Genomic DNA, 20,015 nt, shown 5'->3' with positions numbered 1-20,015 from the left:
TAGCGAGGCACCGAATGGAGGGGATTAAAGCGCTTGGTTACTTGGCGCTTTTCCAAGTAACCCGCTGTAAGAGCGGAACCTATTTCAGCCTTCACCAAGGGAATGGATATGTACACCAGCAAAATTTCTAGTGCCTGATAAAAAGTCATCGCTGGCAAGCCAAGCTCCCACAGGGTTTTGGGACATCCGCAATTAGCTCACCAGCAGGGAAATAGCCATCGCTGGCAAGCACACTCCCCACTTGAGAATATGCACGCCCCCACGAACGCCCGACCGACAGAAAGACCTACTGACTTAACGAATAAATCAAAGCCGAAATCGCCACCAACCCCACTGCCGTGACAAACCCATTCGACGCCTGCCCACGGAAGCGCGCCATGGCCGGGACTTTGCGAATGGCGTACATCGGCATCAAAAACAGAATCGCCGCAATAACAGGCCCGCCGAGGGTTTCGATCATGCCGAGAATGCTCGGGTTGAGCGTCGCGACAATCCAGCACACCAGCAACATGAAGGCTGCCGTCACTCGATCCAGGGTTTTCGGTGCCGGGCGTTTGCCGCTTTTCACGATCAAGCCCTTAAGGCCTTCGCTGGCGCCGATGTAATGGCCGAGGAACGACTTGGAAATGGCCACGAATGCAATCAGCGGCGCCGCGAACGCAATGGTCGGGTTGCTGAAGTGGTTAGCCAGGTACGACAGGATCGACAGGTTCTGCGCCTTGGCTTCGGCCAGTTGTACCGGCGACAGGGTCAGCACGCAACTGAAGACGAAGAACAGCACCATCACCACCATCAACGCGTGGGCGCGGGACAGGATCTGCGAACTGCGCTGTTCTGCGTGATCGCCATAACGACGCTTCTGGTCCACGGCGAACGCCGAGATGATCGGCGAATGGTTGAACGAGAACACCATCACCGGAATCGCCAGCCACAAGGTGTGCAGCAGCGCCGACGGCTCAGGCAGGGTCGACGCGGTGCTGAGGATGCCGCCGTTCCAGTGTGGAATCAGGAAAACCGCCAAAAACAGCAGCGCAACAATGAACGGATAAACCATCAGACTCATTGCCTTGACGATCACCTGCTCGCCGCAACGCACTACCGCCAGCAGGCCGAGGATCAGCACCAGCGACAGCACCGCGCGCGGTGGCGGCTGAATGTGGAGCTGGTGTTCAAGGAAGCTGCCGACCGTGTTGGTCAGGGCCACGCTGTAGATCAGCAGGATCGGGAAGATCGCGAAGAAGTACAGCAAGGTGATCAGCGCCCCGGCCTTGATGCCGAAATGCTCTTCCACGACTTCGGTGATGTCCGCGCCTGCGCGGCCCGACAACACGAAGCGGGTCAGGCCACGGTGCGCATAGAACGTCATGGGAAACGCCAGCAGCGCCAGGATCAGCAACGGCCAGAAACCGCCGAGCCCGGCGTTGATCGGCAGAAACAAAGTGCCGGCGCCAATCGCCGTGCCAAACAAGCCCAGCATCCAGGTGGTGTCCTGGCGATTCCAGCTTTCCAGGTGGGTGGGGGTCGCTACATCGAAGCGTTCGTCGACGCTTTTCGCCTGATCATTCATCCGGTCGGATCTCCGTTTGCCGGTCACTGATTTCTCGGCCAGGACGAGTCGGAAAACCCGACAGGCAGCGCCCTGGTCGAAACAGGGGCGCGATTGTCCGGGATTCATCAACATAAGCAAAGACTTAGCTTATAAACGGTCTCTTTCGAGGTGTGACGGACGACGTTTAGTTTTTAGATGTTTGTATAAATCTATTACATAAAAGATCGCCATCAGGTATTTTTCAGCAACTCGCCATCCGCCACTGCCCACCCGGAGTCCGCCCATGCCACTCGTTCGTATCGACATCAAACAACATCAGGACCCGACCTTCGCCAAGCGAATCGGCGCCTTGGTCTACAGCGCCATGCGCACGGCCATTGATGTGCCGGAGCATGACAACTTCCAGATCCTCGCCGAACACGATGAACAGCATTTCATCTTCGACACCGAGTACCTCGGCATCCAGCGTACCGATGGCCTGGTAGTGATCCAGATCACGATGAACGAGGGCCGCACCACCGAGAAGAAAAAACGCCTGTACCAGACCATCGCCGAAAACCTGAATCGCGAATTGGGGGTGCGCCTGGAGGACGTGTTCATTAATCTGGTGGAAGTAAAAAAAGAAAACTGGTCGTTCGGCAACGGTATTGCCCAATACGCCTGATTCCCCCATTCGAGAAACCACGATGCCCAGAGTCTCCCGCAAACAAGCCGACCTTAACCGCGAAATCATCGTCGATGCCGCCACGCGGCTGTTCCGCGAACGGGGCTTGCACGGCATCAGCGTCGTCGACGTGATGGGTGCGGCAGGCCTGACCCACGGTGGTTTCTACGGGCATTTCGAGTCCAAGGAGGCCTTGGCCCAGGAGGCCGGTGGCCGGGCGTTCGAGCAATCGTCGCAGCGCTGGGTCGACAAAATCGCCGGCGAGTCCGACAAAAACGCCGCGCGCCGGGCGGTGATCGCGCCGTATTTGTCCAACCTCAGCCGCGACAATCCCGGCGAAAGCTGCCCGGTGGCGGCGTTTGTCGGCGACATGTGTCATGAAGCCGCCGGCAGTGGTTTGCAAACCACCTTCCTCACTGGCCTCAAGCGCTTGCTTGAAACCTTCAGCGGCGTGATGGATGGCGACGACCCGGCGCAACAGCGGCAACAGGCGTTGGCGCAGTACGCGATGATGGTCGGTGCCCTGACCCTGGCCCGCGCCACCCATGGCGATGAATTGTCGGATGAATTCCTCGAGGCCGCGCGCAGGCAATTGCTTTAATCCCGCCCCCCCTCTCCCACCATTGATTGTCCATAGGTTGCCGAGCTCGAGAGCTTCTACACTCAAATGGCACGTGCGGCATTGCCAAACCGCCCCGCAGCCAGCACTCTGAGTCAATTTCCAGCCGCGCAAGGCGCTAGCGCGGCGTTCTCAGTTGCCCACAGGAGCCCAGCATGACTGCAACCGTTCTGGTTTTGGTTGAAACCATCAATGACTATCTGCCGATTCTTGAACATCAGGGCTTTCACCTGATCCTTGCGCCCACCCCCACCGAACGCGCTCAGGCCATCGCTACCCACGGTTCGCGGATCGACGCGGTGCTGACCCGTGGCCCGTTGGGACTGTACGCCGATGAAATCGCCGCACTGCCAGCGCTGAAAATCATCTGCGTGATCGGTGCCGGTTACGAGCATGTCGACCTGCAAGCGGCCAGCGATCGCGGGATCACCGTGACCAACGGCGCCGGGGTCAACGCCTCGTCGGTGGCCGACCACGCCATGGCCCTGCTGCTGTCGCTGGTGCGCGACATTCCCCGCGCCGATGCGGCCGTGCGTGAGGGTGACTGGCCGAAAATCATGCGCCCTTCCCTTGCCGGCAAGCGATTGGGGATCCTCGGCCTCGGTGCGGTGGGCATGGCCATCGCCCAGCGTGCCGCCCTGGGTTTCGACATGAGCATCAGTTATCACAACCGCCAACATCGTGCCGAACTGCCCTACACTTTTTGCGCCACCCCTACCGAACTTGCCCGCTCCTGCGACTTCCTGATCGTCGCCACCCCCGGCGGCATCGGCACCCGGCACCTGATCAACAAACAGGCGCTGGACGCCCTCGGGCCGAACGGCTTCCTGGTGAACATTGCTCGCGCCAGTGTGGTGGTCACCGCCGACCTGATTACCGCGCTGGAACAACGGCGCATCGCCGGCGCCGCACTGGATGTGTTCGATGACGAGCCCAACGTCCCGGCGGCGTTCAAGTCACTGAAAAACGTGGTGCTGACCCCGCATGTCGCCGGGCTGTCACCGGAGGCGACCCAAGGCACTGTGGAGTTGGTCGGCAAGAACCTGGTGGCGTTTTTCGGCGGCAAGCAAGTGCTGACGCCGGTTGCCCTGCCAGCAGCGCTCAGTACCTCGGCGGTGCGCTAGAGCACACCGAGCAAGGTCCACAGCCGCCGCGATTCGGCGTCGGCGCTAATCGTTCAGGGACATCCGCAATTGACTCGTCAGCAGGTATGTCTCCATCGTTGGAACGCCACCGGAGCCGGCTCGCTCCCACGGGGTTCGCGGGAGCTGTAAACCTGGGTCAGGGAATCAACATCAGCACCCCGAGAGCCGCAGCGGTGGCGGCGGCCACGGTCGGGTTGGCCAGGCTCATGCACAGGCCGAAGGTGGTGACGTTTACGATCGGAATATGATCCATGATGTTCGCTGCCGGCAGGCCGCTGGTCAGCGTGCGATTCACCGGCAGCACATTCAGCACCGCCGGCGCGGCGCCGAAGCTGCATTGCAGGGTGGCGCTGGCGCAGACTTGCGGGCAACCCATGGCGAATTCCTTTTCTCAATCCGATGGCCCAACAACCATAGCCCGCAGAGGCGGTTCGCGCACATCAGGAACGCTGATTATCCGGCAACACGCTAACCTATAAGACCGTGCCACCCTTGTGACCGCCAGGGTGCGCCATTAGATTAGCCAATGATGTCTGGCCTCCAAAATAAGCAGAAGGGATAAGCATGGCGCTGACTGATCAGTCCACCCGTACCCGCAGCGGCGAAGAACTCGACGCCAACCTGATCGATCCGTACCTCAAGGCGCATATACCGGGCCTGAGCGGCGAGCCCGCCATCAGTCAGTTCCCCGGCGGCGCCTCAAACCTGACTTACTTGCTCGAATACCCCGGCCAGGAATTCGTCCTGCGCCGTCCGCCGTTCGGCCACAAGGCTAAATCCGCCCATGACATGGGCCGCGAATTTCGCATTCTCAACCAACTGAAAGACGGCTTTCCGTACTGCCCCAAAGCCTTCGCGCACTGCACCGACGAGTCGGTGATCGGCGCCGAGTTCTATGTGATGGAACGGGTCAAGGGCATCATCCTGCGTTCCGAGCTGCCGCCGGAACTGGGCTTTGACTCGGCCAAGACCGAAGCGCTGTGCAAGAGCTTCATCGACAAGTTCGTTGAGCTGCACCAGGTCGACTACGCCGCCTGCGGCCTGGCCGACCTGGGCAAACCGGAAGGCTACGTTGCGCGGCAGATCAAAGGCTGGAGCGACCGTTACGAAAAAGCCCTGACTCCGGACGCGCCGCAGTGGGTCGCGGTCAAGGCCTGGCTCAACGACAAGATGCCCGCCGACCACCGAACGTCGAGCATCGTGCACAACGACTACCGATTCGACAACGTGATCCTCGACCCGAACAACCCGATGCAGATCATCGGCGTGCTCGACTGGGAACTGACGACCATTGGCGATCCGCTGATGGACCTGGGCAACACCCTCGCCTACTGGATCGAGGCCGGAGACCCGGCGCCGGTGCAACTGATGCGCCGCCAGCCGAGCCACGCGCCGGGCATGCTGACCCGACGTGAGTTCGTCGACTACTACGCCGAACGCGCCGGGATTGAAATCGACAATTTCGACTTCTACTACACCTACGGCCTGTTTCGCCTGGCGGGCATCGTGCAGCAGATCTACTACCGCTTTTTCCATGGCCAGACCCAGGACAAACGCTTCGCGCAGTTCATTCACATGAACAAACTGCTGGAGCAGATGAGCCTGCAGGTCATCCAGAAATCCAGCCTCTAATCGCGGCCCCACTACAAGACCGACTACAAGGGAATCCCATGTCCAAGACTCAGTTGTTCGACCTCGACGGCAAAATCGCTTTCGTTTCCGGCGCCAGCCGTGGTATCGGCGAGGCCATCGCCAAGCTGCTGGCCCAGCAAGGTGCGCACGTGATTGTCTCGAGCCGCAAACTGGAAGGCTGCCAGCACGTTGCCGACGCGATCATCGCCGCTGGCGGCAAAGCCACCGCCGTGGCCTGTCACATTGGCGAGATGGAGCAGATCAGCCAGGTGTTCGCCGGGATCCGCGAGCAGTTCGGCCGCCTCGACATCCTGGTCAACAACGCCGCGACCAACCCGCAGTTCTGCAACGTACTCGACACCGACCTCGGCGCCTTCCAGAAAACCGTCGACGTGAACATCCGCGGCTACTTCTTCATGTCAGTGGAAGCCGGCAAGCTGATGCGCGACAACGGCGGTGGCAGCATCATCAACGTGGCGTCGATCAACGGCATCTCCCCAGGGATCTTCCAGGGCATTTACTCGGTGACCAAGGCAGCGGTGATCAACATGACCAAGGTCTTCGCCAAGGAGTGCGCGCAATTCGGCATCCGCTGCAACGCCCTGCTGCCAGGCCTGACCGACACCAAATTCGCCTCGGCGCTGGTCAAGAACGACGCCATCCTGAAAACCGCACTGGCGCAAATCCCGCTTAAACGCGTGGCCGACCCAAGCGAAATGGCCGGCGCGGTGCTGTACCTGGCAAGCGATGCGTCGAGCTACACCACCGGTGTGGCGTTGAATGTCGACGGTGGCTTCCTGTCCTGATCCGCTAAATGGATACGCGCCGCCAACGCCTTGGCCTGGCTCGCCACGTCGGTGACGGCGGTGCTTTCCCACCACATGCCGCGCAGCGGCGGGCCCATGGCAAACAGGCGTGCTGCGATCTGGCCGTTGGCTCCCAGCACCGCGCCATCTGCCTGTGCGGCGATGCCCAGCGCCAGAGGCCCGGGCTGGATCAAGCCGCGCGCCAGTAACTGTTGGGGCAAAGGTTTGGCGACTCGGCGCCAGTCGTATTCGATGCCGCTGGAGTTGATCAGCGCCGCGCCGCTCACCACACTGACCTGCTGCTCGCCGCGCCGCCGCAGGCGGATGTGCACCTGTCCATCGCTACCCGGCTCAAGCCCCCTGAACGACGCCGCGTGAATCCGCAGCCGGCCTTCTCCATGCAAGCGTGCCACCAGTTCGGCGCTCAAGGGTGGCGAACGGTGATGATGGCTCTCCCACCAGGGCCGCACATGGCGCACGAATTGCCGGCGCTGAACGTCGCTGGCCTGGCTCCATAACCGCCCGATGTGCGCCCGCACGGTGTCCAGCGGAGCTTGCCAGTCGATGCCTTGGGCGATGGCCGCTGCGCATTGTTGGCGCAGTGCGCGGAGCAATTGTCGGGGACTGCGCAGGCTGTGATCGTCAGCGAGGAAATCCGCCCAGGCCGGCGGTTGCCGACGCACATGGGGCAGCAAGCCGTGGCGGGAAAACACTTTGATCGGGCCGCGATGGCCGGCCTGTTCCAGCGAGACCACGGCATCGACCATGGTCAGGCCCGAGCCGATGATCAGCACTGTAGACTGCGGATCGAGCTGCCGCATGGCCGCGACGTCCCACGGATCGAGCGCCGCTGCGTTGAGGCCGCTGGACTCGGTTTGCGGCGTGCGCGCCGCCGGGAACATGCCGGTCGCCAATACCGCCACCGCGCCGCGCCATTGCTCGCCGTCAGCCAGGGTCAACAGCACCGAGTCAGCAGCGGTTTGCAGGTCCACTACTTCGCCGCGCACATGCTCCACTGCCGAACCTTGGTGGGCGCCGACCGCTGCCGCTTCTGCCAGACGTTGCTGCACGTACAAGCCAAAAATCCCTCGGGGCGGAAACAGTTCGCTGATGGGCACATGCTGCTGGTCCGACTCTGGCCAGCCCCCGGCGGCGATGAAGTCGGTCAGCCATTGAGTCAGGTCGTCGACGTTGTCCGGGTCGACGCTCATTCGCGCCGCGTTGCCGTTCAGGGTGTGGCCCAATTCCACCGCGCTGTAGGCCTCGCCACGGCCCAGTTCACTGCGTGGTTCGAACACGCGGATCTGCCGCTGGCCCGGCAGGCGCAGCAATTGCGCGGCGAGCATCGCGCCGCTGAGGCCGCCGCCGATGATCAGGATGTCTGCCTGGCGGATGACGTCGGTTGCCTGCCCGCGTTGGGTCTCACTCATGCCGTGCTCACTGTTCAATAAGGATTTTTAACGCAGCCGATCCTGGTGCAGCCTTCCTGCCGGAAAGCAATATGTATCTTTAATTCAATGACTTACTGCTTTATCCAAAAAAACTTCACAGCTCGGAACCTGCAAAGTGGGGATCCCGTGTTGATCGACCGATCGTTAGATCACCACATTACGCACAAACCGCACGGCCACTTCCCCGTCGTTACGATAGCCGTGCGGCTGATTACTGGCGAACATGAAGAACTCGCCGGCGGCGATGGTGTTGGGTATGTCGCCAAGCATCACTGTGAGCCAGCCTTCGAACACATAGATCTGCTCGCTCCAGCCGTCGGCGTCGGGTTCTGACGGGTACGTTTCGCCGGGTTCCAGGCGCCACTCCCAGAGCTCGACTTCGCGACGGGCGCTGGCTTTGGATAGCAGGACGGCTTTACTGCCGGGGATGCGGCCGGTCCAGGCCAGTTCGTTGATGCGGCTCGGGTCGCGTGCATCCGGGGCCTGGATCAGGTCGCTGAAGGCGACGTTGAAGGCTTCGGCAATTCGGTCGAGGGTGGTCAGGCTGACGTTCTTCTCTCCAGCCTCGATGGCCACCAGCATCCGCCGGCTGACCCCGGACTTTTCCGCCAGCGCCGTCTGGCTCATGTCAGCGGCGTGGCGCAGGCGCCGGACATTCTGGCTGACGTGTTGCAGGACCGAGGCCCGCGGAGGATTGTCTGTGTGCACGGTGTCGCTCACTTGGCTGGGCACTATAGTGCGCAATGGCCGGCATTGTGCGTCGTCGATCAAGTGCGCGCAAGGTCGTGGAATAAGCACGCAATCCCCAGCGCGCGGGCTTATCAGAACCGACAATGGCTCTGCCGATTACATTTTGTAGGATTATGCGACAGCTTGCCGTTTGGTGATCCGGTTTACGGCACGTATGATGCATCACAAACTTCCGCAGAATAGAAGCCTATGTCCCTGATAGTTCTACTGCTTCTGCCCTTCATCGGCAGCTGTCTGGCAGCCTTGCTGCCGCACAACGCGCGTAATACCGAATCCCTTCTGGCAGGCCTGGTGGCCCTGGTGGGCACCATTCAGGTAGCGCTGCTGTACCCGCAGATCGCCCACGGTGGCGTGATTCGCGAAGAATTCTTCTGGCTGCCCAGCCTCGGTTTGAATTTCGTGTTGCGGATGGACGGCTTTGCCTGGCTGTTCTCCATGCTGGTGCTGGGCATCGGCACATTGGTTTCGCTGTACGCGCGCTACTACATGTCGCCGGATGATCCGGTGCCGCGCTTCTTTGCGTTTTTCCTCGCGTTCATGGGCGCCATGCTCGGGCTGGTGCTTTCCGGCAATCTGATTCAAATCGTATTTTTCTGGGAGCTGACCAGCCTCTTTTCCTTCCTGTTGATTGGCTATTGGCACCACCGCTCCGATGCACGACGCGGCGCCTATATGGCGCTGATGGTCACCGGGGCCGGCGGCTTGTGCCTGCTGGCCGGGGTCATGCTGCTGGGGCATGTGGTCGGCAGTTATGACCTGGATAAAGTCTTGGCGGCCGGCGACCTGATTCGTGCCCATGCCCTTTACCCCGTTCTATTACCGCTGATTCTGATCGGCGCCTTGAGCAAAAGCGCGCAGTTTCCTTTCCACTTCTGGCTCCCCCATGCGATGGCCGCACCGACGCCGGTGTCGGCCTATCTGCACTCGGCGACCATGGTCAAGGCCGGGGTATTCCTGCTGGCGCGGCTGTGGCCCTCGCTGTCGGGCAGTGAAGAATGGTTCTACATCGTCAGCGGCGCCGGGGCCTGCACCCTGCTGCTGGGCGCGTATTGCGCGATGTTCCAGAACGACCTCAAGGGGTTGCTGGCGTACTCGACCATCAGCCACCTCGGCCTGATCACCCTGTTGCTAGGCCTGAACAGCCCGCTGGCAGCGGTTGCGGCGGTGTTCCATATCCTCAACCACGCCACCTTCAAAGCCTCGCTGTTCATGGCCGCCGGCATCATCGACCACGAAAGCGGCACCCGCGACATCCGCAGGCTCAGCGGCCTGATCAAATTAATTCCCTACACCGCCACCCTGGCCATGGTTGCCAGCGCCTCGATGGCCGGTGTGCCGCTGCTGAACGGCTTCCTGTCGAAAGAAATGTTCTTCGCCGAAACCGTGTTCATCAACGCCACGGCCTGGGTCGAGATGGCCTTGCCGATCGTCGCTACCATCGCCGGCACCTTCAGCGTCGCCTATTCCTTGCGCTTCACTGTCGACGTGTTCTTCGGCCCCACCGCCACCGACCTGCCACACACCCCGCATGAACCACCGCGCTGGATGCGTGCGCCGGTGGAGTTGCTGGTGTTCACTTGCCTGCTGGTGGGGGTTTTCCCGGCGCAGATCGTCGGCCCGCTGCTGGCGGCCGCGGCATTGCCGGTGGTTGGCGGTGAGTTGCCCGAGTACAGCCTGGCGATCTGGCACGGCTGGAACGCGCCGATGATCATGAGCCTGATCGCCATGTCCGGCGGCATCGTGCTGTACCTGCTGCTGCGCAATCAGCTCAAGCGCGGACGCTTCAAGTACCCGCCGCTGATCAGCTACTTCAACGGCAAGCGCATGTTCGAGCGCAGCCTGGTGGTGATGATGCGCCTGGCCCGACGCCTGGAGCGGCGGATCAGCACCAAGCGCCTGCAAACCCAATTGTTCCTGTTGGTGCTGGTGGCGGTGCTCGCCGGGTTGATCCCGATGCTGCACGGCCCGCTGACCTGGGGCGACCGGCCGAAAATTCCGGGTTCGATTGTGTTCGTGACCTTGTGGCTGCTGGCAATCGCCTGTGCACTGGGCGCGGCGTGGCAAGCCAAGTATCACCGGCTCGCGGCCCTGACCATGGTCAGTGTCTGCGGCTTGATGACCTGCGTGACGTTCGTCTGGTTCTCCGCGCCGGACCTGGCACTGACGCAACTGGTAGTGGAGGTGGTGACCACGGTGCTGATCCTGCTGGGCCTGCGCTGGCTGCCGCGGCGGATCGAAGAAGTCGCGCCGTTGCCGAGTAGCGTGCGCAAGGCCAAGATCCGCCGGCTACGCGACTTGCTGCTGTCGATCGCGGTGGGCGGCGGCATGGCATTGCTGTCCTACGCGATGCTGACGCGCCAGACCCCTAACGACATTTCCTCGTTCTACCTCAGCCGTGCCCTGCCGGAAGGCGGAGGCAGCAACGTGGTGAACGTGATGCTGGTGGATTTCCGTGGCTTCGACACCCTCGGCGAAATCACCGTGCTGGTGGCCGTGGCCCTGGCGGTATTCGCCCTGCTGCGTCGGTTCCGCCCGCCGAAGGAAAGCATGCAGTTGCCGGCGCAGCAGCGCCTGCTGGCGCCGGACGTGGTCACCGACCTGGTCAATCCGCGCCACGCCAGCGACACCGCGCTCGGGTTCATGATGGTCCCGGCAGTGCTGGTGCGGCTGTTGCTGCCGATTGCGCTGGTGGTGTCGTTCTACTTGTTCATGCGCGGGCACAACCAGCCGGGCGGCGGGTTTGTCGCCGGGCTGGTGATGTCGGTGGCGTTCATCCTGCAATACATGGTTGCCGGCACCCAATGGGTCGAGGCGCAAATGAGCCTGCGGCCTTTGCGCTGGATGGGCACCGGGCTGTTCTTCGCCACGGTCACCGGGCTCGGCGCCATGGCCGTCGGTTATCCCTTCCTGACCACCCACACCTGGCACATCACCGTGCCGCTGCTGGGCGACATCCACATCGCCAGTGCGCTGTTCTTCGATGTCGGCGTGTACTCGGTGGTGGTCGGCTCGACCCTGCTGATCCTCACCGCGCTGGCCCACCAATCGGTGCGGGGCCACAAAGGTCCGAAACCGGCGGTCAGGGCCGTCGCCACAGAAGGAGCTGTCTGATGGAAGAAGTCATCGCAATCGCCATCGGGGTCCTGGCAGCATCGGGCGTGTGGCTGGTGCTACGCCCGCGAACCTTTCAAGTGGTAATGGGCCTGTGCCTGCTGTCCTACGGCGTCAACCTGTTCATTTTCAGCATGGGCAGCCTCTTCATCGGCAAGGAGCCGATCATCAAGGACGGCGTGCCGCAGGATTTGCTGCATTACACCGACCCCCTGCCCCAGGCGCTGGTGCTGACCGCCATCGTCATCAGTTTCGCCATGACCGCGCTGTTTCTGGTGGTGCTGCTGGCGTCGAGGGGCCTGACCGGCACTGACCATGTGGACGGCCGGGAGCCTAAGGAATGAGTGTGATGTCGCACCTGATCGCCGCGCCGATCCTGCTGCCGTTGCTGACGGCGGCGCTGATGCTGATGCTCGGCGAAAAACACCGGCCGCTGAAAGCGCGGATCAATCTGTTCTCGACGCTGATCGGGCTGGGCATTGCCGTCCTGTTGCTGCGCTGGACTCAGCAAACCGACGTGCCGGGCTCGATCGGCGTGTACCTGCCGGGCAACTGGCAATCGCCGTTCGGCATTGTGCTGGTGGTTGATCGCCTGTCGGCGCTGATGCTGGTGCTGACCGGGGTCATCGGCGTCTGCGCGTTGCTGTTCGCCCTGGCTCGCTGGGACCGCGCCGGCTCCAGTTTCCATGCCTTGTTCCAGATTCAATTAATGGGTCTGTACGGAGCGTTCCTCACCGCCGACCTGTTCAACCTGTTTGTGTTCTTCGAGGTGCTGCTCGCGGCGTCTTATGGCTTGATCCTGCATGGATCGGGTCGGGCGCGGGTGTCGTCGGGGCTCCATTACATCTCGATCAACCTGTTGGCCTCATCGTTGTTTCTGATTGGCGCGGCGTTGATCTACGGCGTCACCGGCACCCTGAACATGGCCGACCTGGCGCTGAAAATCCCCTTGGTGCCGGAAGCGGATCGCGGTTTGTTGCATGCCGGCGCGGCGATCCTCGCGGTGGCGTTTCTGGCGAAAGCCGGAATGTGGCCGCTGAACTTCTGGCTGGTGCCGGCCTATTCTTCCGCCAGTGCACCGGTGGCGGCGATGTTCGCGATCATGACCAAGGTTGGCGTGTACACCCTGCTGCGCTTGTGGACGCTGCTGTTTTCCGGGCAGGCCGGGGCCTCGGCGTATTTCGGTGGGGAATGGCTGATCTATGGCGGCATGGCGACCATCGTCTGCGCCGGCATCGCGATTCTCGCCGCCCAGCGCCTGGAACGGCTGGCTAGCCTGAGCATCCTGGTGTCGGCGGGCATTTTGCTGTCGGCCATCGGTTTCGCCCAGCCTAACCTGATCGGCGCGGCGCTGTTTTACATGGTCAGCTCGACCCTGGCCTTGAGCGCGTTGTTCCTGCTGTCGGAGCTGATTGAACGTTCGCGGTCAGCCAACGAGTTGCCGCTGGAAGACGAAAACGACGCGTTGCCGCGACCGCTGGAATCCCTGCAACCGCCCAAGGGCATCAACCTCGACGACGAGCAGAAAGCCGTGGTCGGACAGGTGATTCCCTGGACCATGGCTTTTCTCGGCTTGAGTTTCATTGCCTGCGCCTTGCTGATCATCGGCATGCCGCCGCTGTCCGGGTTCATCGGCAAACTGGGCTTGCTCAGCGCATTGCTGAATCCGCTGGGCCTGGGCGAAAGCGCCGAGGTGCCGGTGTCGAACGCGGCGTGGGGCTTGCTGGCGCTGCTGATTCTGTCGGGCCTGGCGTCGTTGATCGCGTTCTCGCGAATGGGCGTCCAGCGCTTCTGGACCCCGCAGGAGCGACCGTCGCCGCTGCTGCGCCGCTTCGAGTGCGTGCCGATCATTGCCTTGCTCGGGTTAAGCATCGCCCTGACCTTCCAGGCCGAACCGTTGCTGCGCTATACCCAGGCGGCAGCCCAGGCGTTGAACAATCCGGAGCGGTACGTCATGGCGGTGCTCGGTACCCGCGCGGTGCCAAGCCCGGAAGCCCGGGCGGCGCTGGTGGAGGAGCTCCCATGAAGCGTTTTTTCCCCGCCCCCTGGCTGTCACTGGCGATGTGGCTGTTGTGGCTGGTGTTGAACCTGTCCGTCAGCCCCGGCAACCTGCTGCTGGGCGCGATCCTTGGGATTGCCGCGCCATTGATGATGCGCAAGCTGCGGCCGCTGCCGATTCGCATCCGCCGCCCCGGAACGATTCTGCGCCTGTTTTTGCTGGTGGGCCGTGATGTGCTGGTGTCGAACCTGGCAGTGGCCTGGGGTGTGCTCAGCGCCGGACGCCGCCCGCCAAACTCGCAGTTCATCAAAGTGCCGCTGGACCTGCGCGACGCCAATGGCCTGGCGGCGTTGTCGATGATCACCACCGTCGTGCCCGGCACTGTCTGGTCGGAACTGGCCCTCGACCGCAGCGTGCTGCTGTTGCATGTGTTCGATCTGGAGGATGAAGCGGCGTTTATCGAACACTTCAAGTCGACCTACGAGCGGCCATTGATGGAGATTTTCGAATGAGCGACCTGTTGTCGAATGCGATTCTCGCCAGCCTGTTCATTTTCTCGCTGGCCATGGTCCTGACCCTGGTACGGCTGTTCAAGGGTCCGTCGGCACAGGATCGAGTGCTGGCGCTGGACTATTTGTACATCACTGCGATGCTGATGATGCTGACCCTGGGCATCCGCTACGCCAGTGACACCTACTTCGAGGCGGCGCTGCTGATCGCCCTGTTCGGCTTTGTCGGCTCGTTCGCCCTGGCCAAATTCCTGCTGCGTGGCGAGGTGATCGAATGAGCGGCGAACTGTCCCTGTGGATCGAAATTCCGGTGGCGATCCTGTTGCTGCTCAGCAGCCTGTTCGCGCTGGTCGGTGCGCTGGGCATGCTGCGCCTGAAGGATTACTTCCAGCGCATGCACCCGCCAGCGCTGGCCTCGACACTGGGCGCGTGGTCGGTGGCGCTGGCGTCAATCATCTACTTTTCGGCACTGAAATCCGGGCCGGTGCTGCACGCCTGGCTGATTCCAATTCTGCTGTCGATCACCGTGCCGGTGACCACTCTGCTGCTGGCGCGGGCAGCGCTGTTCCGCAAACGCATGGCCGGCGACGATGTGCCGGCGGAAGTCAGCAGTCGGCGGATTCAGGCCCAGGCCACGGCCAGCAATCCGGCGCCGAGCGCCACGCACAACGGCGAATAAACCCACGTGTCGAGCCGGGCGAATTTCGAGCCCTTGACCTGCTTGAAAAACCCCAGCAGTTCCGAGTCGCCAATCGCCCGGGCAAACAGCATCAGGGCGATGGCGCTGATGATCCACTGCAGCGACCAGTGATGCACCGCCGGCACCCACCAGCCGACCCGCAGACACACCAGTGCGGCAATCAGTAGCAGCGCCCCGGCTACCAGAAACGTCACCCAGCCTTTAGGCTTGAACGCCGGTCGCAAGCGCCCGTTCCCTGTGCTCGGGACTTGCGGCACGGCGGCAACAGCGGCCCACTGGCCGCCCAACGCCCAATACACGTGTACCAGACTGATCGCTGCGAAGATCGCCACCAGCCATTGAGCCAAGACAAACGTCATGATCAAGTTCCCTGAAACGGATTTGAACAGAATCATCCTAGTCGGCATTTTTTGAAGTGCACGGCCAATCGGTGATGCTAAAGTGCCGCCCCATGACCTTCGCCCGAACCGAACGCTCGCTGCTGGCCTGGATGCTCTACTGTTGCGTCCTGTTCAACGTGTTCGCCTGCAGCATCGGCCACGGACAAATGGTCGGCGAACAGCTGAACGGTATCGGCGGCCAGTTCTGCTCAGTGGACCCGAGCGCCCAAGCGCCCGTCGCGCCCGACAACTCGGACGACAGATTGCCGACCCTGGCCAAATCCTTCGGCTGCCCGCTGTGCTCCACCGGCGGCATGGGCCCGGCGCTCAATTCCAGCCTGACCCTGGCGATCCTGCCGCTGCAACACAGCCCGCCCGTGGCCGCAATCAGCCGCGCCGATCTGCCTTCACGCTTCACTTGGCCGCCCGCCAACCCCCGCGCTCCGCCCTTCGCCTGAATCCGCTTGCTTCACCTGACCTGCTCACTGCGCCAATGCGTGGCGTTGGCCTGTGCGCTGTTCCGTAGCCAAGTCTTCAGGATCTACCCATGAACCCCCTTCCTTTACTGGCCGGCCTGGTCGGCTGCCTGTCCGTCAACGCCTGGGCGGAAACCGAGGTTGAAAGCACCACGGTCAACCTGGCGCCGATCACCATCGACGGCGATTCGAACGCCGAGCCTGGCCTGAGCCTCGATCAATCCAGCGGCATGGCTTCACGCCTCGGTTTAAGCGTGCGCGACACGCCGGCCTCGGTGGCCATCGCCAACCGCCACGACATCGAACGCCACGGCGCGCAGAATTTCCAGGACGCCGCCAATACCCTGCCGGGGGTCAACGCCAGCGCGCCGCCAGGGTTTGGCGGGTTTGTCTCCTATCGCGGTTTCACCAGCAGCCAGATCACTCAGATGTTCAACGGTATCAACGTCTCCGGCGGACTCGCCCGGCCGGTGGACGCGTGGATCTACGATCGGGTGGAACTGGTCGGCGGCCCGTCGTCGCTGATCAACGGCGCGGGCTCGGTGGGCGGCTCGCTGAACTACGTGACCAAACTGGCCAGTCGCGACGATCAAGCGCTCGAAGGCCGGGTCAGCTACGGCACTTACGACACCACCGAAACCGCGTTCGGCCTCAACCGCGCACTGAGTGCACCGGGCGATGATATGCAGCACTACGCCCGGCTCGACGTCAGCCACAACACCGGCAACGGTTATATCGACCGTCAGGAACGGGATGCCTGGAGCGTGGCGTTTTCAGTGCTCAGCGACCTAGCGCCCGACCTGTCGCACACCCTGGCTCTGGAATATCAGGATGAACACGAAGACAGCCCTTACTGGGGCACGCCGGTGCTCAATCCCAAGGCTGGGGAACTGAAGATCGACAAGCACAACCGGTTCAATAACTACAACGTCGAGGATGGCCGATATGAGCAACGGACAATCTGGGTGCGCTCGATCATCGACTACCGGATCAACGACAGCACCACGCTGCGCAATACCCTGTACCACCTCGACAGCCAGCGCGATTACCGCAACCTCGAAACCTATCAGTACAACGCCGACAACAGCGCGGTGAACCGCTCCACCGCGTATCAGGTGCGGCACCAGGGCGAGCAAAACGGCAACCAGTTCGAATTGCGCCACGACAATCGGCTGTTCGGCCTCGAGACCACCTGGTCCGGCGGTTTCGAGTACAAGGTCAACCAGACCACCAATTCGCCGCTGAATGTTCGAGGCGCCAGTACAGTGAACCCGAACAGCTTTCAGCCGGGGCATTTCTACGACATTCCCGGCACCCGCCCCGGCTATGTCAGCGACAACACCAACCAGGTCTCGACCCAGGCCTGGTTCGCGGAAAACCGCCTGGCACTGACGGACAAGCTCTCGTTGTTAAGCGGCTTGCGGTATGACCGCATTGACCTGGACGTGACCAACCACCGCGAAGTGACCGCCAGCAATCCCCGACACCTCGAGCGCCGTTGGGAGCCGCTCACCGGACGTCTTGGCCTGACCTACCAATTCCTGCCATCGGCCAACGTCTATGTGCAATACAGCACCGCCGCCGAACAACCCGGCGGCACTCAGGACTTTGATGTGTCCACCGGCAAGCAGTGGGAAGTGGGGAGCAAGTTCGATTATCTGGAGGGCCGAGGCTCGGCGACGATTGCGGCGTACACCATCGAACGCAAGGACTTCGCGGTTACCGATCCGCTGGACCCGGCCGCGAGCATCCCGGTGGGCCAGCAGACGTCCAAGGGCGTCGAACTGGCCAGCTCACTGCGGCTGACCGAACGCCTGCTGCTGGAAGGTAACGTCGCCTGGGTCGATGCGCAGTACGACGACTTCACCGAAAGAAACGCCGCCGGGGTGGTGGTCTCGCGCAAGGGCAACACACCGACTAACGTGCCGGAGCGGGTGGGCAATCTGTGGCTGACTTACGACTTCGACCCGCAATGGCAAGGCGGCTTCGATGCCCGCTACGTGGCGTCGGTGTATGCCGACAACGCCAATACCCTCACGGTCCCCTCCTACACCCTGTTTGGCAGTTTCCTCAGCTACAAAATCGACCACCACACCACCGTCACCGGCCGCGTGCGCAACCTGACCAACGAGGTCTATGCCGAATTCGCCCACGTGTCACCCGCGTACTACCTGGGGACACCGCGGACCGTTGAACTGGCGGTGCAGATGAGGTTTTGAGGGAGAAATCGCGGACCAGGCGGAGATGGCAATTGGTGGTGAACGGCTGCCCCCGTTGGGCCGCGCAGCAGCCCCCAGCCCTCTAAAGCCTTACACCCCAACCCTGCAAAATTAAATGAACCCCTGAGCCCTTCAACCACCTAACAAACAGACCATTGGGAGGTGACTCATGCACATAGAAACAATCTGGATCGTCCTCGCGGCCATTCTGCTGGTAATCGAACTCTGGGCAATCAACCGGGTTCGCAAAGCCGAAGGCAAATCGAGCAACAAACTGGTGTGGATGGTGGTCATCGTATTCGTACCGCTCATCGGCCTCATCCTCTGGGCAATCGCCGGACCGAAGCGCGCCGTACAAAAACCGAGTCATGCCGAGGCCCGGAGCTAACTGCGTTCGCTAGCCTCGCTCAAAGCCGAAAAAGCAAAAGCCCCGAACATTCGGGGCTTTCTTGTTTCCGGCTGATCAATCAAATCCAACAACCCCAATGCCTGACACCCTCGACCGATCCCCAGCAACCGCCACCAAGAACTCCGAAAACCTTGTAGGAAAACACCCTTTGTGGCGAGGGAGCTTGCTCCCGCCGGGCGGCGAAGCAGCCCCAAACCCTGCCCTCCAATTCACCCAACCCGCCGTAGGCCCCGGATTACGTGAAAGCCCCGTGTTAACTGGCCAAAAGCCTTGATCGAAACGGCTGGATTTACGTCCTACACCCCGGTTGCGACGCTAAAAACCGACGCCTATATTCGGCCCGTCGCTGACGAATCAGCGATAGGGTTTCGCAGCCCTCAAGATTGACACCAAAGTACCGTCAGGCATGATGCAGCCGGCTCCGGCTGCATGATGTTTTATGGCGGTTGTGCGTGGGAGGCTCCTGAGTCTGCCGGGTCTTGGTGTAAATCTCCGGTCTGCGAACCCGCGCGCAACTGCCACCCATATTGTTTCGCAGCAGATTGGTGGCAATTCTATTCTTCTTAGGATTTACACCATGAACACAGAAAATACGTCCGACCGCTTTACCCCAGGATCGCACCTCGCCACCGACCACCCAATCCTGCACATTGACAGCAACGCACCGCTCAGCGACCTGCACGCCTGCGTTAGCGAACGCCTCAACGCCGTCCTCAAATACCTCAACCTCATGGCCTGCACCAGCCTTCCGGACTACGCAGAACAAGACATCAACACCGTGACCAACATTGCGCGGATCATGGTTCAAGATGTGAGTGATGTGTTTCGAGTGATTGAGCAACGGGGGATTTGAAACCCCGACTCCATCTAGATAAACGTGCCGCCGGTAGAAACCCACAGCGTGGCTTTTACCGGCATTGACCGAGTTAAAACGCGAAGCTCAGTGAACTTAAAAATTCGCCGGCGTATTAGCACTGATAATCTCCGCCTCATCCGCCCCGATATTGCGAAACCGATGCGGCAGCGTGGTCGGGAAGTAATAGCCATCCCCGGCATTCAACACGCTGATCTGCCCGTCCACGGTCAATTCAACCGTCCCGCGTGTTACCAGCCCGCACTCCTCGCCTTCGGCATGCACGATCGGTTCTTCGCCGGAGCTGGCGCCGGGGGCGTATTGCTCGCGCAGCAAGCGCATTTGGCGGCTGGGGACGGAGGCGCCGATGAGCAGCAGGCGCAGGCCGTTGCGGCCGAGGTCGGGCTGTTCGTTGGCGCGGAACACGTATTGGTGTTCGCGCGGAGGTTGGTCGAAGGTGAAGAAATCGGCGAGCGACATAGGGATGCCTTCGAGCAGTTTCTTCAGGGAGCTGACGGAGGGACTGACGCGATTTTGTTCGATCAGGGAGATGGTGGCATTGGTGACGCCGCTGCGCCGGGCCAGCTCGCGCTGGGAGAGTTTGTAGCTTTCGCGTACTAATTTGAGTCGTGCGCCCGTGTCCATGACAGCCTTATGTGCTTGAAAACCTAAGGGTTATGGGGGTGGATGGCGGGCGACTTGGTGATCGCGAAAAGTGCCGCTTCCCTGTCCCAGAATCGTGA

At 61.7% G+C, this 20,015-nt stretch carries 20 protein-coding genes and 1 pseudogene; 15 read left to right on the top strand and 6 right to left on the bottom strand.

Annotated elements, in window-relative coordinates:
• Positions 1–286 precede the first annotated feature (286 nt).
• On the bottom strand, positions 287–1,567 hold the full coding sequence (locus RG836_RS10435; protein ID WP_310845220.1) for a serine/threonine transporter: 1,281 nt from the start codon (positions 1,565–1,567) through the stop codon (positions 287–289).
• Between the two features lie 265 nt (positions 1,568–1,832).
• Between RG836_RS10435 and RG836_RS10430 the strand changes: the two genes are divergently transcribed.
• The 3 genes from RG836_RS10430 to RG836_RS10420 all read left to right on the top strand — a co-directional run bounded on the left by RG836_RS10430 (position 1,833) and on the right by RG836_RS10420 (position 3,956).
• Complete coding sequence (locus tag RG836_RS10430) at positions 1,833–2,213, top strand: tautomerase family protein (protein WP_310845218.1); 381 nt, start codon at positions 1,833–1,835, stop codon at positions 2,211–2,213.
• Positions 2,214–2,235: 22 nt separating this feature from the next.
• Positions 2,236–2,814 (top strand): TetR/AcrR family transcriptional regulator, encoded by a 579-nt coding sequence (locus RG836_RS10425; protein WP_310845217.1) that lies wholly within the window; start codon positions 2,236–2,238, stop codon positions 2,812–2,814.
• A 173-nt stretch (positions 2,815–2,987) separates the two neighbouring features.
• Positions 2,988–3,956, top strand: coding sequence for a 2-hydroxyacid dehydrogenase (locus tag RG836_RS10420; RefSeq protein WP_310845216.1), 969 nt, complete (start codon positions 2,988–2,990; stop codon positions 3,954–3,956).
• 160 nt (positions 3,957–4,116) lie between these two features.
• Here the strand turns inward: RG836_RS10420 and RG836_RS10415 are convergent.
• Positions 4,117–4,353, bottom strand: a pseudogene (locus RG836_RS10415) (DUF4280 domain-containing protein); the annotation flags it as partial.
• A gap of 188 nt (positions 4,354–4,541) precedes the next feature.
• Between RG836_RS10415 and RG836_RS10410 the strand changes: the two are divergent.
• Together RG836_RS10410 and RG836_RS10405 are read left to right on the top strand one after the other, a co-directional pair.
• Positions 4,542–5,609 carry a phosphotransferase family protein gene (locus RG836_RS10410; protein ID WP_310845215.1) on the top strand — a complete coding sequence of 356 codons (1,068 nt, stop codon included), beginning with the start codon at positions 4,542–4,544 and terminating at the stop codon, positions 5,607–5,609.
• Between the two features lie 38 nt (positions 5,610–5,647).
• Entirely contained in the window at positions 5,648–6,415 is a 768-nt protein-coding gene (locus RG836_RS10405) for an SDR family oxidoreductase (RefSeq protein WP_310845214.1), read from the top strand.
• On the opposite strand, the gene RG836_RS10400 is transcribed toward RG836_RS10405, so the two are convergent.
• Both RG836_RS10400 and RG836_RS10395 read right to left on the bottom strand, forming a co-directional pair.
• Positions 6,367–7,845, bottom strand: coding sequence for an FAD/NAD(P)-binding protein (locus RG836_RS10400; protein ID WP_310845213.1), 1,479 nt, complete (start codon positions 7,843–7,845; stop codon positions 6,367–6,369). The two genes, RG836_RS10405 and RG836_RS10400, sit on opposite strands and share 49 nt — an antisense overlap.
• A gap of 165 nt (positions 7,846–8,010) precedes the next feature.
• Positions 8,011–8,574 (bottom strand): helix-turn-helix domain-containing protein, encoded by a 564-nt coding sequence (locus RG836_RS10395; RefSeq protein ID WP_310845212.1) that lies wholly within the window; start codon positions 8,572–8,574, stop codon positions 8,011–8,013.
• 231 nt (positions 8,575–8,805) lie between these two features.
• Here RG836_RS10395 and RG836_RS10390 point away from each other — a divergent pair, with 231 nt between their 5' ends.
• Genes RG836_RS10390 through RG836_RS10365 form a run of 6 tightly spaced genes read left to right on the top strand, consistent with a single transcriptional unit; the run spans position 8,806 to position 14,914 of the window.
• Entirely contained in the window at positions 8,806–11,727 is a 2,922-nt protein-coding gene (locus tag RG836_RS10390) for a monovalent cation/H+ antiporter subunit A (protein ID WP_310845210.1), read from the top strand.
• Positions 11,727–12,071: a Na+/H+ antiporter subunit C gene (locus tag RG836_RS10385; protein ID WP_003202835.1), complete on the top strand. Its 345-nt coding sequence runs from the start codon at positions 11,727–11,729 to the stop codon at positions 12,069–12,071. The genes RG836_RS10390 and RG836_RS10385 overlap by 1 nt, the downstream gene beginning before the upstream one ends.
• Positions 12,068–13,753 carry a monovalent cation/H+ antiporter subunit D gene (locus tag RG836_RS10380; RefSeq protein WP_310845195.1) on the top strand — a complete coding sequence of 562 codons (1,686 nt, stop codon included), beginning with the start codon at positions 12,068–12,070 and terminating at the stop codon, positions 13,751–13,753. Before RG836_RS10385 ends, RG836_RS10380 begins: the two co-directional genes overlap by 4 nt.
• On the top strand, positions 13,750–14,238 hold the full coding sequence (locus tag RG836_RS10375; RefSeq protein WP_310845194.1) for a Na+/H+ antiporter subunit E: 489 nt from the start codon (positions 13,750–13,752) through the stop codon (positions 14,236–14,238). Before RG836_RS10380 ends, RG836_RS10375 begins: the two co-directional genes overlap by 4 nt.
• Positions 14,235–14,513, top strand: coding sequence for a K+/H+ antiporter subunit F (locus RG836_RS10370; protein WP_310845193.1), 279 nt, complete (start codon positions 14,235–14,237; stop codon positions 14,511–14,513). The genes RG836_RS10375 and RG836_RS10370 overlap by 4 nt, the downstream gene beginning before the upstream one ends.
• The gene (locus tag RG836_RS10365) at positions 14,510–14,914 is read left to right on the top strand and encodes a Na+/H+ antiporter subunit G (protein ID WP_310845192.1); all 405 of its coding nucleotides are present in this window, start codon (positions 14,510–14,512) and stop codon (positions 14,912–14,914) included. Before RG836_RS10370 ends, RG836_RS10365 begins: the two co-directional genes overlap by 4 nt.
• Here RG836_RS10365 and RG836_RS10360 read toward each other — a convergent pair.
• Positions 14,857–15,294, bottom strand: coding sequence for a DUF3995 domain-containing protein (locus tag RG836_RS10360; RefSeq protein ID WP_310845191.1), 438 nt, complete (start codon positions 15,292–15,294; stop codon positions 14,857–14,859). The two genes, RG836_RS10365 and RG836_RS10360, sit on opposite strands and share 58 nt — an antisense overlap.
• A gap of 92 nt (positions 15,295–15,386) precedes the next feature.
• On the opposite strand from RG836_RS10360, the gene RG836_RS10355 reads away from it, so the two are divergent.
• The 4 genes from RG836_RS10355 (at position 15,387) to RG836_RS10340 (ending at position 19,272) form a co-directional block, all read left to right on the top strand.
• Positions 15,387–15,773, top strand: a complete 387-nt coding sequence (locus RG836_RS10355; RefSeq protein WP_310845190.1) for a DUF2946 domain-containing protein — start codon at positions 15,387–15,389, stop codon at positions 15,771–15,773.
• A gap of 89 nt (positions 15,774–15,862) precedes the next feature.
• Positions 15,863–18,010: a TonB-dependent receptor gene (locus tag RG836_RS10350; protein ID WP_310845189.1), complete on the top strand. Its 2,148-nt coding sequence runs from the start codon at positions 15,863–15,865 to the stop codon at positions 18,008–18,010.
• A gap of 169 nt (positions 18,011–18,179) precedes the next feature.
• Positions 18,180–18,398 (top strand): PLD nuclease N-terminal domain-containing protein, encoded by a 219-nt coding sequence (locus RG836_RS10345; protein WP_310845188.1) that lies wholly within the window; start codon positions 18,180–18,182, stop codon positions 18,396–18,398.
• 598 nt (positions 18,399–18,996) lie between these two features.
• Entirely contained in the window at positions 18,997–19,272 is a 276-nt protein-coding gene (locus RG836_RS10340) for a fructose-bisphosphate aldolase (protein WP_310845187.1), read from the top strand.
• Between the two features lie 96 nt (positions 19,273–19,368).
• Here the strand turns inward: RG836_RS10340 and RG836_RS10335 are convergent, their stop codons facing one another.
• Entirely contained in the window at positions 19,369–19,917 is a 549-nt protein-coding gene (locus RG836_RS10335; protein WP_310845186.1) for a cupin domain-containing protein, read from the bottom strand.
• Positions 19,918–20,015 lie beyond the last annotated feature (98 nt).

Source organism: Pseudomonas rhizozeae (assembly GCF_031583775.1).
GTDB lineage: Bacteria > Pseudomonadota > Gammaproteobacteria > Pseudomonadales > Pseudomonadaceae > Aquipseudomonas.
The sequence above is the reverse complement of the archived record's forward strand: the minus strand, read 5'-3'. Positions and strand labels throughout refer to the sequence as shown.